The following is a 12,250-nucleotide window of genomic DNA, read 5'->3' on the forward strand; positions in this document are numbered from 1 at the left end:
TGGACTCCTGGATGCCGACGTAGGCGGGTCCATTGATCCGCGTCTCCCTGGAGCAATGGCGCATGTTGCAGGCGGTGGTCGCCGCCGGCGGTTTTGCTCGTGCCGCGGAACAAGTTCACAAGAGCCCCTCCAGTGTGAATCATGCGGTGCAGAAGCTGGAAGAGCGCCTGGGCGTCGAGGTCTTCGAAGTCCAGGGCCGCAAGGCGGTGCTGACCCCGGCGGGCGAGGCGCTGCTGCGCCGTGCCGAGCACCTGCTGGAGGAGGCCGCCGAGATCGAGGCCCTGGCCGGTGCGCTCGCCGCCGGTGTGGAGTCCGAGGTGCGGCTGGCGGTGGATCAGATCCTGCCGCGGGGCCCGGTGATCCAGGCGCTGGAGCGCTTTTCCCATACCTATCCGGCCACCCGTGTCCAGTTGGAGGAGGTCGTCCTGAGCGGCGGCCCGGAACTCCTGCGCGAAGGCCGGGTGGATATCCTGATCGCGCCGGAGCTGCCGGGCGGTTATCTGGGCGTCTGGCTGGCGGATCAGATCATGGTCTGCGTGGCACACCCGGGACATCCGCTGGCCGACGGCCGACGACTGACGCGGCGGGACCTGCAGGCGCAGCGCCAGATCGTGGTGCGCGACTCCGGCGAACAGCAGGCCGGGGAGGGTGGCTGGCTCGAGGCCGACCAGCGCTGGACGGTCTCGCACATGAGTACCGCGCGCGCGATCCTGTGCTCCGGGATCGGCTTCGCCTGGCTGCCGCTGGATCGTATCGCGGAGGATCTTGAGCAGGGGTGTCTGGTCGAATTGAACCTGGAGGCAGGCACGCGCCACGAGGTGCCGTTCTACATGGCGCACGCGGATCGCGACCGCGCCGGGGCCGCCAGCCAGGCCCTGATGGAGGCCCTGGAGGCCGCCTTCGGCGGAAGCTCGTCAGAGCCCCCTGAACGGTAGGAGCCTGCCTGCAGGCGAAGCCCTGCCTGCGCCGGAGAGGAACAAGCCGGCTCCAAAACCAAGCCACCCAACCAGCAAGGAAAGAATCGATGTGCGGGATCGCGGGAGAATTCGTCTGGGGTGAACGGCGCGCCAGTGGCGAGGCCGTGGCGCGCATGCTGCCCTGCCTGGAACGGCGCGGGCCGGATGCCGACGGGCTGTGGGCCTCCGGGCGGGTGGCCCTGGGGCACCGGCGCCTGTCGATCCTGGACCTGTCGCAGCGCGCGCACCAGCCGATGTTCGACCCGGAGACTGGGCTCGCGCTGGTGTTCAACGGCGCGATCTACAACTTCCGTGCCCTGCGTAGCGAGCTGGAGGGCCGCGGCCATCGCTTCTTCTCCACCGGCGATACCGAGGTCATCCTGCGCGGCTATGCCGAGTGGGGCGAGGGCATCGTCGCCCGGCTGCACGGCATGTTTGCCTTTGCGCTGTATGACGGCCACGCCCAGCGCCTGCTGCTGGCGCGCGACCGCATGGGCATCAAGCCGCTGTATCTGGCGCGCGGTGGCGACGGCATCCGCTTCGCCTCCAACACCCAGGCGCTGCTGGCGGCGGGCGACGTGGACACCGAGCTGGATGCCGAGGCGTTGCACATGCTGTTCTCGCTGCACGCGGTGGTGCCCGCGCCGCGTACCGTGCTGCGCGGTATCCGCAAGCTGGAGCCGGGGCATTACCTCAGTATCGATGCGCGTGGGCAGGAGCGACTGCAACGTTACTGGACGCTGTATGCCCACCGCCCGGCCGAGGCCGTGTCCGACGCCGAATGGCAGGAGCGTATCGAGCACAGTCTGCGCAGCGCCGTGCGCAAGCGCCTGGAGGTGGCCGACGTGCCGGTGGGCGTGTTGCTCTCCGGAGGACTGGATTCCTCTCTGCTGGTCGCGCTGGCGATGGAGGAGGGGGCCCAGGATCTGCGCACCTTTACCGTCGGTTTCGAGGACCAGCCGGAGGAGAAGGGCTCGGAGTTCGAGTACTCCGATCCGGTCGCCGAGCGCTACGCCACCGACCACCAGGCCACGCTGATCCCCAACGACCAGGTGCTGGACCGCCTGCCGGAGGCGGTGGGGGCGATGGCCGAGCCGATGTTCGGCCAGGACGCGGTCGCCTTCTACCTGCTGTCCGAGCAGGTCTCGCAGCATGTGAAGGTGGTGCAGTCCGGGCAGGGCGCGGACGAGGTCTTCGGTGGCTACTTCTGGTACCCGCAGATGGCCGAGGACCGTCACGGCGATTGGGTGGAACGTTTCCGTCGCCACTACTTCGACCGCGACCACCCCGAGATGGCCGAGATGCTGCGCCACCCGCCGGCGAATGACGTGACCGGCGACTGGCTGCGCGAGCAGTTCGCCGAACTCGAGACCGACCGTGCCGATTCCTTCATCGACGCGGTGCTGGCGCTGGATGTAACCACGCTGATCGTGGACGACCCGGTCAAGCGCGTGGACAACATGACCATGGCCTTCGGCCTGGAGGCGCGGGTCCCGTTCCTGGATCACGAGCTGGTGGAGACCGCCGCCGCCATGCCGCCGCACCTGAAGCTGGGCGACGGCGGCAAGGACGTGTTGCGCCGCATCGCCCGCGGGCGCCTGCCGGACGCGGTGCTGGACCGGCCCAAGGGCTACTTCCCGGTGCCGGCACTCAAATACGTGCGCGGCGACTTCCTCGAGTTCATGCGCGACATCCTGACCTCGCGCGCCTCGCGCGAGCGGGGCCTCTATCAGCCGGCCTACATTGACAAGCTGCTGGACGCCCCGGATCAGTACTTCACCCGCATCCAGGGTTCCAAGCTGTGGCATGCGGCCCTGCTCGAATACTGGCTGCAGACCCACGTGGATCGGTAAGCGCCCCATGGAACGGGTGCGGATCCGGCGCGTCTACGATCCGGTCGGGCCCGACGACGGGTGCCGTGTGCTGGTTGATCGCCTCTGGCCGCGGGGGATAAAGAAATCCACACTCGCACTGGACGCCTGGGAAATGGCCATCGCACCGTCCCCGGAGCTACGCCGCTGGTTCGGCCATGACCCGGGGTCGCGTGACCCTGCTGACGGCCACCCGGGACCCGGAGCATAGCCATCCGGCGGTGTTGCGTGATCTCCTTGAAGCCGAAAGCGCCGAGGAGGAACCGTCGGGCGAACGCGCCTCGCCGGTGTGCTTTGAGCCCGAAAGTGGGGAGGACACGGAGTAGATCCGATCGGCTCCGTGTCCCCCCGCGCTTCCTGACCGGCGTCAGACCTTGAAGCGGTTGACGATCTCGCGCAGTTGCTCGGAAAGCCCGGCCAGGGTCTCGCTGGCCTGACCCATCTGCACGACGTTGGTCGCGTTGTGCTCCGAGACCTCGCTGATAGCGTGAATGTTGCGGTTGATCTCGTTGGAGGTCGCTGATTGTTCCTCGGCGGCGCTCGCGATCTGCCGCGTCATGTCCTCGATCTTCTCGACCGCGCCGACGATTTGTCCTAGCGCCGTGCCGGCCTGGTTGACCTGGTCTACGCCGTTTTGGGCCTGGGACTGGCTAGCGGCCATGGCAGTCACTGCCTGGTCGGCGCGTTGCTGCAAGGCCTCGATCATCTGCCGGATCTCGGTGATCGATTCCTGGGTGCGAACGGCGAGGTTGCGCACCTCCTCGGCGACCACCGCGAAGCCACGACCATCCTCCCCGGCACGGGCCGCCTCGATCGCGGCGTTCAGTGCCAGCAGGTTCGTCTGGTCGGCGACGTCGTTGATGACCTGCAGGATTTCCCCGATGTTGTCGCTGTCGCTCTTGAGCGCGGTGATGACATCGGCGGTGCTCTGGATCTCGTTGGAGAGCTTGTTGATCTCGGCGACCGAAGTGGTGACCACGTTGCGTCCGCTCTGTGCTTGCTCGGTCGTCTCGCGCACGACGTCCGCGGTGCTCTGGCTGTTGCGGGCGACCTCTTCGACTGTGGTGGTCATTTCGTTGATGGCCGCGGCGGCATCGCTCAACTGCGCGTTCTGCCGGTTCACGCCCTTGTCGGTCTCTTCGTTGATGTGAGAGAGCTCGGTGGCCGCTGAGGCAACCTCTTCGGCATGGCCGCGGACGTTGCCAATCAGTTCGCGCAACCGCGACTGCATGGTCGCGATGGCGGCGAGCAGGGAGCTGTCATCGCCTTTGCGCAGTTCGATGGGTACGGTCATGTCTCCCTCGGCCACCTGGCGCACGACGCTGGACGCATAGGCCGGGTCGCCGCCGAGTGTGCGCAGTATGTTGCGGATGACGCCCAGGCTAATGAGCGAGGCGATGATCAGGATGACGATGGTCAGCCCGATCACCATCCACAGGGAGCGCTGCAGTGAGGCCAGCGCGACGCCCTCATCCAGCTCCACAACCAGGCCCCAGCCAAGCAGCGGGATGTCGGCGTAGCTCCCGATGACGGGGGTCCCCGCCGCGTTGCGGTAACGGCCGATCCCGCTCTCACCTTCCGCGATGGCATGCGCCGCCTGGGTGTCGATGGCCTGGTCCTCGTCGGGGGCGGAGTCGACGGGGGTGACCGGCTGACGGTCGCGGTTGACCAGATAGATCTCCGAGCCGTCGCCGAGGCTGAGTTCGTTAACCCGGTCGAAGACCATATCCAGTTGCACGGCCCCGCGCATCACGGCGATGGGCTCGCCATCCGGGCCTTCGATAGGGATCGCGATGGTGCTGACCCGATTCCCCGTGGCCCGCGAGACCACTGGCTGGGAGAAGGTATCTTCGCCTCCGATTGCCCGCTGGAACCAGGCCCGGTCTGGTACGTTGAATTCGTTGGCCTCTTCCTCACTCAGGATGCGTGCCCCGCCGTCATAGAACACCCCGGCTATGCCCATGCCGTCGGCGTTAACGACATAGATGGTGTCGTACTCCCCGCGTAGCTCGGCGATCCGTTCGAGGAGATGATTTAACTGCTGCGTGTCGAGGTCGCGCGCGGCATCCAGATCGGCCAGATAGCGCATCTCGTCCTGCCGTTCGATGGCCCACTCGGTAAAGGCCTGGGCATTGGAGCTGCCCATCTCGTGCAGTCGATCGATGGTCGCATCGGTGTATGAGGCGCGGTATTGCAGGAAGATCAGGGTGGCGACCACGAGAATCGCCCCGACAATAAGGGAGAGGATCATCAGGGTCAGGCGAGTGCCGAATCCCAGTCCGGCGAGGGGGGTGCGAGCGTTCATGGTGGCTCCTGCATCTGCAATGGTTGTTGTGCCGCTTGTTGTACTTCCGCGCGGTTCTTGTGATCGACTTCACGGACCGCTTACCAGTCAGGTATCGGCCTTGGTGGGTGGATCTTGAATGCTGCGCCCAAAATGAACCACATGCGGATGGGGTGCCGGGCGGAGTCGGACCCGGTTTCCGCTCGGAGAGCGGGATGGACGGGCCGCAACAACTGGTACCCCTGCCTCGGGGGCAAGGGCGCTAACCTTCTTTCAGGCGCGGCATCAGCATGGTCAGGTTGCAGGGCATGGTGCGGTCGTCCAGCTGGGCCTGGATGATGCGGTCCCAGGCGGTGCGGCAGGCGCCGGTGGAGCCCGGCAGCACGAAGACGTAGGTGCCGTTGGCCACGCCCGACAGCGCGCGGGATTGCAGGCTGGAGGTGCCGATCTCCTCAAAGGAGAGCATGCGGAACAGCTCGCCGAAGCCCTCGATGGTCTTGTCCAGTAGCACCGAGGCGGCCTCCGGGGTGCCGTCGCGGCCCGTGATGCCGGTGCCGCCGGTGGTTAGCACCGCGTCGATCTCCGAATCCGCAATCCAGCGCGAGAGTTCGGCGCGGATCGCGTAGATGTCGTCCCGGACCACGCGGCGCTCGGCCAGCCGGTGCCCTGCGCCCTCCAGCCGCTCCACCAGGGCATCGCCGGAGCGGTCCTCGGCCAGGGTTCGGCTGTCGGATACCGTGAGGACGGCGATGTTCAGCGGGGTCTGGACGGGGGTGGTTTCCGGGGTCTTCGCGCTCATGGGCAACGTCCTGTTGGTGTATCGTGAGCGCCCATCATAATGAATGCGGGTCCGGTCGCGGCAATGCGGCCGGATCGAGACGTCTGGAGTCAGCAGGAATGTCGGAGCGGGTACAAAAGGTCCTGGCGGCGCGCGGCCTCGGTTCGCGGCGCGAGATCGAGGGCTGGATCGAGCGCGGCGAGGTGAAGGTCAACCAGCGCACGGCGAAGCTGGGCGATCAGGTCGGGCCGAATGACGTGATCCGCGTGCGCGGCCGCGTGATCCACATGGCGGAGCATGCGCATCGCTGGCTCGTGTATCACAAGCCGGTCGGCGAGATCTGCAGTCGCAGCGACCCCGAGGGCCGCAAGCCGGTGTTCGCCAGCCTGCCGCGCCTGAAGGGGCAGCGCTGGGTCGCGGTCGGGCGTCTCGACCTGAATACCTCGGGACTGCTGCTGTTCACCACCGATGGCGAACTGGCGAACCGCCTGATGCACCCCAGTCATTCGCTGGAGCGCGAGTATGCGGTGCGGGTGCTGGGCGAGGTCCCCGACGATACGCGGCGCATGCTGCTGGAAGGGGTCGAGCTGGAGGATGGTCCCGCGCGCTTCGATGTCCTGGAAGAGCGTGGCGGCGACGGCGCCAACCACTGGTTTCATGTCGTGGTCAGCGAGGGCCGCAACCGTCTGGTGCGCCGCCTGTGGGACGCCGTAGGTGTGACCGTGAGCCGGCTGATCCGGGTGCGCTACGGACCGGTGGTGCTCGGGCGCGGTCTGAAGACGGGCGCTTCGCGCGATCTGGAGGTGCGCGAGGTCGAGGCCCTGTACGAGGCAGTCGAGCTGCCCGTGCCGGAGTCCATTCGCGAGCGGGGTCGGCGCCGCGGGCCGGGCCGCAACACCCGGCCCGCGCGCGGCAAGCGGGGCAAGTCGGGCGGGCGCGTACGTGAAGCGGATCGCTGGAGCTCCACCAAGCCGGGGAGCGGACCCGGCAAGGGCGGCAAGACCGGGCGTTCGGGGCCAGGAGGTTCCGGGCGCAAGGGTGGGCCGCGCAAGCCGGGTGGTCGGGCGCGTTCCTGATGTCGTTGCGGGTGGCCGAAGTGCGGCAGCGCCTGCAGGGCGCCTACGGCGACCTGCAGTGGTGGCCGGCGGAGTCGGCGTTCGAGGTCATGGTGGGCGCGGTGCTCACGCAGAACACCAGCTGGACCAATGTCGAACGCGCAATCGCGAATCTGCGCGAGGCCGATGTGCTGGACCCGGAAGCCCTGCTGGAGCTCCCGCACGAGACCCTGGCCGAACACATCCGCCCGAGCGGCTACTTCAACGTGAAGGCCGACCGTCTGCGGCACCTGCTGCGCTTTCTGGAACAGCACGGCGGGGTGGAAGCCCTGGCCCGCATGGAGACCGAGGCCCTGCGCTCGGCCCTTCTGGGCGTCAAGGGCGTCGGGCCGGAGACGGCGGACGACATCGTGCTGTACGCCTTCGAACGGCCGGTGTTCGTGGTCGATGCCTACACCCGGCGGCTGTTCGAACGGCTGGGCCTGCCGCATGCGCGTGGCGCCTACGACGACCTGCGGGCCTGGGTGGAGTCGGAGCTGGGGCCGGATGCGCAGGCCTTCAATGATCTGCACGCCTTGATTGTGGAACACGGCAAGCAGCGCTGCCGTCCGAAACCGCTTTGTCAGGGATGCCCCCTGAGCGACGCCTGTCCCGGCCGCGTGGTGGATTAGAACTCGTGCAGGCAGGCCGCTTCGCGGGGCTGCTGCACCGCCATCCCCTGGCGGTGATCGTGATCGCTCAGCTCTTTGCGACCTCGCTGTGGTTCAGCGTGAACGGGGTCGGGCTGTCCCTGCAGCAGGAACTGGGCTGGACGGCGACCGAGATCGGCTGGCTGACGATGGCGACGCAGCTGGGGTTTATCACCGGCACCCTGGTGGCGGCCGCGACCGGCCTGGCCGACCGGGTGCGTGCCAGTCGCCTGTTCATGGTGTCCGCGCTATTGGGGGCGCTGGTCAATGCCGGGTTTATCCTGCTGGCCGGCGTCTGGGAGCTGGCGCTGGCGGTGCGCTTTGTCGTCGGGCTGTGCCTGGCCGGGGTGTATCCGCTGGGCATGAAGCTGGTGATCAGCTGGACGCCGCAGCACAAGGGCTGGGCCCTGTCCTGGCTGCTCGGGATGCTCACGCTGGGAACGGCGCTTCCCCATCTCCTGCGGGGCGTGACCCTCGACCTGGTCTGGCCGGTGCCAATGATGCTGGCCTCCGTGCTGGCGGTGGCGGCCGCGTGGATGATTGCGCGCCTGGGCGACGGCCCGCACCTGCCGCCGCCGGGGCGTACACCGGGGCTGGGCAAGGGCTTTCTTGCGCTGCGCGGGCGTGACTTTCGTGCGGTGGCCGGCGGTTACTTCGGCCATTGCTGGGAACTGTATGCCTTCTGGACCCTGGTTCCGCTGCTGGTTGCGCATGAGCTGACCCGTCTGGATGCCCCGGCGGGGCTGGTGCCCTGGCTGGCCTTCGCGGTGATTGGGCTGGGCGCGGTGGGCTGTGTCTGGGGTGGCCGGCTGAGCCGCCGACTGGGGAGCCTGCGTGTCGCGCGGGTGGCGCTCGCCACATCCGGGCTGGTGTGCCTGTTGTATCCGTTGCTGGCGGGGCTGGCGCCGTGGCTGCTTCTGGGTCTGTTGGCCCTCTGGGGGCTGACGGTGATCGCGGATTCGCCCCAGTTCTCCGCGCTGGCCGCGGAGAGTGCGCCACAGGATGCGGTGGGCTCGGCCCTGAGCGTGATGAATGCCATCGGCTTTGCGCTCACCCTGCCTTCGATCCTGGTGACCGCCTGGCTGTGGGATGACCTGGGGCTGTGGGTGGTGTGGCTGTTGTTGCCCGGGCCCGCGCTCGGGTTGTGGGCGCTCAGCCGGCTGTCGGGCCCACGGGGCGCCGGGAGAGGCTGACGCTTTCAGCGCCGCCCGGATGGGCTATGTGTCCCCGGCCACAAGCCGGTCGCGCCCCTGGGCCTTCGCGCGATACAGGCGATCATCGGCCCGATCGATCAGGGCTTCGGGCGTGAGGTGCTCCGGGCCGCACTCTTCGGACCATGCCAGGCCGGCGCTGACCGTGAAGGCCAGCGATTCGCCCTCGAACCGTGTGTCGAGTTCGCGGGTGGCCTGCAGCAGGCGCTCGATCGCGGTGATGGCGGCCTCGTGATCGACATGGCTGAGCACCACGATGAATTCCTCGCCGCCAAATCGAGCGACAATGTCGAAGACCCGATGCTGGCGCCGCAGCAGATCGCCGAAGTTGCGCAGCACCTCGTCGCCGGCCAGGTGCCCATGGGTGTCATTGAGGGCCTTGAAATGGTCCAGATCCAGGATCGCCAGGGCAAAGTGTTCGCCGTGGCGGCGCCAGGCCTCGATCTGTTCGCGCAGGCGCTCCATCAGGTAGCGGCGGTTGTACAGGCCGGTCAACGGGTCGGTGATCCCCAGATCGCGTAGCTGGATCTCCAGGTGGTTGCGCTGCAGTGCCTCCGAGATCAGGTTGCCGAGCACCAGCAGCAGTTCATCCTGATCCTTGCGCCAGGTGCGTGGGCGCAGCATGTCCATCCCGACGAAGCCGGTGACCTGCTGCCCAGTCAGGATGGGTACGCAGATCAGGGTCTTGACCCCTTGTTGCCGGAACAGCCCGCGCTCGGTGGCCGCTTCCTTCGGGAGGTCGTCCACAGAGGGGATGACCACGGGTGTGCGCTGTTCGAGCATCTCCAGCATGCGTGCACGCCACCAGGGCAGTTCCTTGAGGTCTACATCCCGCAGCTGATCCATTACGGAGAACACGCCGGGGGCACACCATTCGTGGGTGTTGTCCATATTCTCGCCATCTGCCGACAACTCGAACAGGTAACAGCGGTCGCCCGCGAAAAAGCGCCCGATATCGGCCAGCGCGGCATCCAGGCGCTCGTCCATCAAGTCGGCGCTGGCGGTTACAAAGTCCGAGGACAGGTGTGCCAGCATCGCATTGAAACGCGCCTGATACTGAAGCTCGTCGTGCATGCGGCGGCGATCGGTAATGTCTCGGGCGACACCCACATAGCCCGTGATCTCGCCCGTCGCGCTGCGGATCGGGGCGCCGCTGGAGACGTGCCAGCGCCATTCCCCTTCTTGATGCCGAATGCGGTACTCGATTTCCTGCTCGTTTTTCTCGGAGCGGATGGTGCGCTGGAGGAAGCGGCCGAATTCCTCGCGGTCGTCCCGATGGACGTAGTCGGTGATGGGGGTTCCGGTCGCCTCTTCGGCGGTATAACCGAGCACTCGTGTCCATTGCGGCGAGACATAGGTGATGACGCCGGCCGGCGTGAGGGTGTAGATGATGTCGCCGATGTTCTCGACCAGCTGGCGGTACTGGGCCTCGCTGGTGCGCAGCTGATCCTCCAGCAGTCGCCGTTCGGTGATGTCGTATATCGTGCCAATGCTGGCCGGGCCGCTTTGCAGCTCCACGCGGCCGGCGGTCAGGTCGACCCAGCGGGTCTCGCCCTCGCCGGTGATGACCTTCATCTCGTAGTGATCCGGCACCTTTTTGCCCGCGATCCGGTCGCGGGCCCGCTGGGTCACGGCCTCGCGCTGTTCCGGGTGGATGATCTCGTAGAAGGGCTGGTTCAGCAGCCAGTGTTCGGGGCGCTGAAGGATACGGGAAAGGGCCGGATTGACAGTCTGGAAATGGTCGTCCTGGAGGATGAATACCCCGGCCGCGGCGTGTTCGGTCAGGGTGCGGAACAGCTCGCGCTCGTCCTCGAGTTCGGCAGTGCGCTGGCGAACGCGTGTCTCGAGCGCGCGCCGCTGGCGAAGCAGTAATGCGGCATACAGCAACACCGCCAGCAGGCCCAGGCCAATGACGGTTGGGAGCAGCCAGGTGGGGATCACCTCGACCGTATCCGAGTGGATCCAGCGCTGCGTGATCTGGCGCAGCAGTTCGTCATCCAGCTGGGCGATGGCCGTGTTGATTTCGTCCAGCAGTTCCTCGTTACCGTGAGTCACCGCTGCGCGCAGGGGCTGCTCGTAGAGCAGCTCCAGGGGGTGAAACATGCCCGGCTCGCCATGACGGTCCAGCAGATACATCGCGACCGGGTAGTCGCCCACGAAGACATCGATCGTGCCTTCCACCGCGGCGCGCACCATTTGCTCGTTGTTGTCGAAGACCTGCAGCGGGTGTTCGGGTCGTTCGCGCCGCATGAACTCGAGTTCGAAGCTGCCCGACACCACGCCCGCCGGCTTGTGCGCGAGTTCGTCCAGTCGGGCCACGGGCGCGCCGGTGCGCACAAAGGCGAAGGTGCGCAGGGGGAACAGCACGTCGCTGAAGGCCAGTGTTCCTTCGCGTTCGGGAGACCGGATGAGCCCGCCGTGGACATTGGCCTCGCCGTCGCGGACAAGATCCAGGGTGCGCGGCCAGTCGACTAGCCGGAACTCCACCGGGCGGTCGAGCTCGTTTGCGAGTTCCTGCCACAGATCGACCAGCAAACCCCGTGGCTCGCCGCCGTTGTCCGCGAAGGCGAAGGGTGGCCAGGCATGGTCCTGGGAGACGATCAGCGGTTGTGTCGGTTCGTCGGCCTGAACGCTGGCGCCGCAAAGGAGCAGGAGGCCCATTGCCAGAACACTGGCGGGCGATGCGACGAGCCGGCGGCACTCGCGAAGCCATTGGAAAAGGCGGGGGAAGCCGGTAGCGGGGTGGAGTGGTGTCACGTCGTTTCGGGCCGTGTCGATGAGCTATCGTGACACAGTCCTTGCGTATTGCCGACCCCTATCGATTGGGCGTCATGGCGTCATCCCCCAGGTGCTGACGGGCCTTCTCCAGGAGTTCGGCCGCCAGGTCGGGTTCGTGGCGCAGGCGGCGTCCCCAGTTCGGGAAGACGTTTTGCTCCTCGCGACTTTCGTGCTTGGCGAGGGCCCCGGAGATCAGGGCGAAGAAGGGGGCTACCATCCAGGCCTCCTCGACGCCTTCCTGGAACTCGTGTTCCAGCAGCGCGGTTTGTTCCAGGATCTCGTCATGTTCGCGCAGCATGATCGTGACCGGGTCCTGGCTGCCGGCCCCGCGCGAAATTTCCAGTGTCGGGACGATCAGTTCGTTCTCCACATGAACGTGCCGGCGCAGGCCTCCCACGTAGGCCTGGAAGTCGGGTGCTGCACCCTCGAGATCGCCGGCATTGACCTTGTGCAGGGCGCTGGCGAACAGCCGGTCGACGCGCAGGTGGTCGCGCTGCAGCAGATCGACAAGGTCCACGGGCGCGACGTCCTCGCGCCGCTGGACGCGCAGCTTCCAGAGGGGCGGGCCGTTCTCCTGCACCTGCCAGTGGATGGCGTGGCGCAACTGCAGGCTGACCGCATCCATTAA

8 protein-coding genes and 2 pseudogenes are annotated in these 12,250 nt (G+C 67.1%); 6 read left to right on the forward strand and 4 right to left on the reverse strand.

The genetic code is table 11. From position 1 onward, the window contains the following. The first annotated feature begins 32 nt into the window (after nucleotides 1-32). From G015_RS0108265 to G015_RS13630, 3 genes and pseudogenes are all read left to right on the forward strand, one after another. Nucleotides 33-935 carry a LysR family transcriptional regulator gene (locus G015_RS0108265; protein WP_255325698.1) on the forward strand — a complete coding sequence of 301 codons (903 nt, stop codon included), beginning with the start codon at nucleotides 33-35 and terminating at the stop codon, nucleotides 933-935. Nucleotides 936-1,024: 89 nt separating this feature from the next. After that, on the forward strand, nucleotides 1,025-2,809 hold the full coding sequence (locus G015_RS0108270; protein ID WP_020146461.1) for an N-acetylglutaminylglutamine amidotransferase: 1,785 nt from the start codon (nucleotides 1,025-1,027) through the stop codon (nucleotides 2,807-2,809). Nucleotides 2,810-2,816: 7 nt separating this feature from the next. After that, nucleotides 2,817-3,153: pseudogene (locus tag G015_RS13630) on the forward strand (DUF488 domain-containing protein). A gap of 41 nt (nucleotides 3,154-3,194) precedes the next feature. Here G015_RS13630 and G015_RS0108280 read toward each other — a convergent pair. Next, on the reverse strand, nucleotides 3,195-5,132 hold the full coding sequence (locus G015_RS0108280) for a methyl-accepting chemotaxis protein (protein ID WP_020146463.1): 1,938 nt from the start codon (nucleotides 5,130-5,132) through the stop codon (nucleotides 3,195-3,197). 241 nt (nucleotides 5,133-5,373) lie between these two features. After that, nucleotides 5,374-5,910, reverse strand: coding sequence for a molybdenum cofactor biosynthesis protein B (gene moaB, locus G015_RS0108285; protein ID WP_020146464.1), 537 nt, complete (start codon nucleotides 5,908-5,910; stop codon nucleotides 5,374-5,376). Nucleotides 5,911-6,008: 98 nt separating this feature from the next. Here moaB and rluB point away from each other — a divergent pair, with 98 nt between their 5' ends. From rluB to G015_RS0108300, 3 genes are read left to right on the forward strand one after another with little or no spacing between them, the layout of a single operon-like run. Further along, nucleotides 6,009-6,965, forward strand: a complete 957-nt coding sequence (gene rluB / locus G015_RS0108290) for a 23S rRNA pseudouridine(2605) synthase RluB (protein ID WP_018138420.1) — start codon at nucleotides 6,009-6,011, stop codon at nucleotides 6,963-6,965. Further along, entirely contained in the window at nucleotides 6,965-7,615 is a 651-nt protein-coding gene (locus G015_RS0108295) for an endonuclease III domain-containing protein (protein ID WP_018993996.1), read from the forward strand. Before rluB ends, G015_RS0108295 begins: the two co-directional genes overlap by 1 nt. Nucleotides 7,616-7,620: 5 nt before the next feature. Continuing rightward, nucleotides 7,621-8,826: an MFS transporter gene (locus tag G015_RS0108300; protein WP_020146465.1), complete on the forward strand. Its 1,206-nt coding sequence runs from the start codon at nucleotides 7,621-7,623 to the stop codon at nucleotides 8,824-8,826. A gap of 24 nt (nucleotides 8,827-8,850) precedes the next feature. Here G015_RS0108300 and G015_RS0108305 read toward each other — a convergent pair whose 3' ends face one another. Both G015_RS0108305 and G015_RS0108310 read right to left on the reverse strand, forming a co-directional pair. After that, entirely contained in the window at nucleotides 8,851-11,505 is a 2,655-nt protein-coding gene (locus tag G015_RS0108305; protein ID WP_020146466.1) for a diguanylate cyclase, read from the reverse strand. 154 nt (nucleotides 11,506-11,659) lie between these two features. After that, a pseudogene (locus G015_RS0108310) lies at nucleotides 11,660-12,250 on the reverse strand (hemerythrin domain-containing protein); the annotation flags it as partial.

Source organism: Thioalkalivibrio sp. ALJ15 (assembly GCF_000383695.1).
Classification (GTDB): Bacteria; Pseudomonadota; Gammaproteobacteria; order Ectothiorhodospirales; family Ectothiorhodospiraceae; genus Thioalkalivibrio.

Excerpts from the sequence above, each read along its gene's own strand:
- G015_RS0108270 (WP_020146461.1), top strand. The coding sequence starts at position 1,025 with ATGTGCGGGATCGCGGGAGAATTCGTCTGGGGTGAACGGCGCGCCAGT.
- G015_RS0108280 (WP_020146463.1), bottom strand. The coding sequence starts at position 5,132 with ATGAACGCTCGCACCCCCCTCGCCGGACTGGGATTCGGCACTCGCCTG.
- moaB (WP_020146464.1), bottom strand. The coding sequence starts at position 5,910 with ATGAGCGCGAAGACCCCGGAAACCACCCCCGTCCAGACCCCGCTGAAC.
- rluB (WP_018138420.1), top strand. The coding sequence starts at position 6,009 with ATGTCGGAGCGGGTACAAAAGGTCCTGGCGGCGCGCGGCCTCGGTTCG.
- G015_RS0108295 (WP_018993996.1), top strand. The coding sequence starts at position 6,965 with ATGTCGTTGCGGGTGGCCGAAGTGCGGCAGCGCCTGCAGGGCGCCTAC.
- G015_RS0108305 (WP_020146466.1), bottom strand. The coding sequence starts at position 11,505 with ATGGGCCTCCTGCTCCTTTGCGGCGCCAGCGTTCAGGCCGACGAACCG.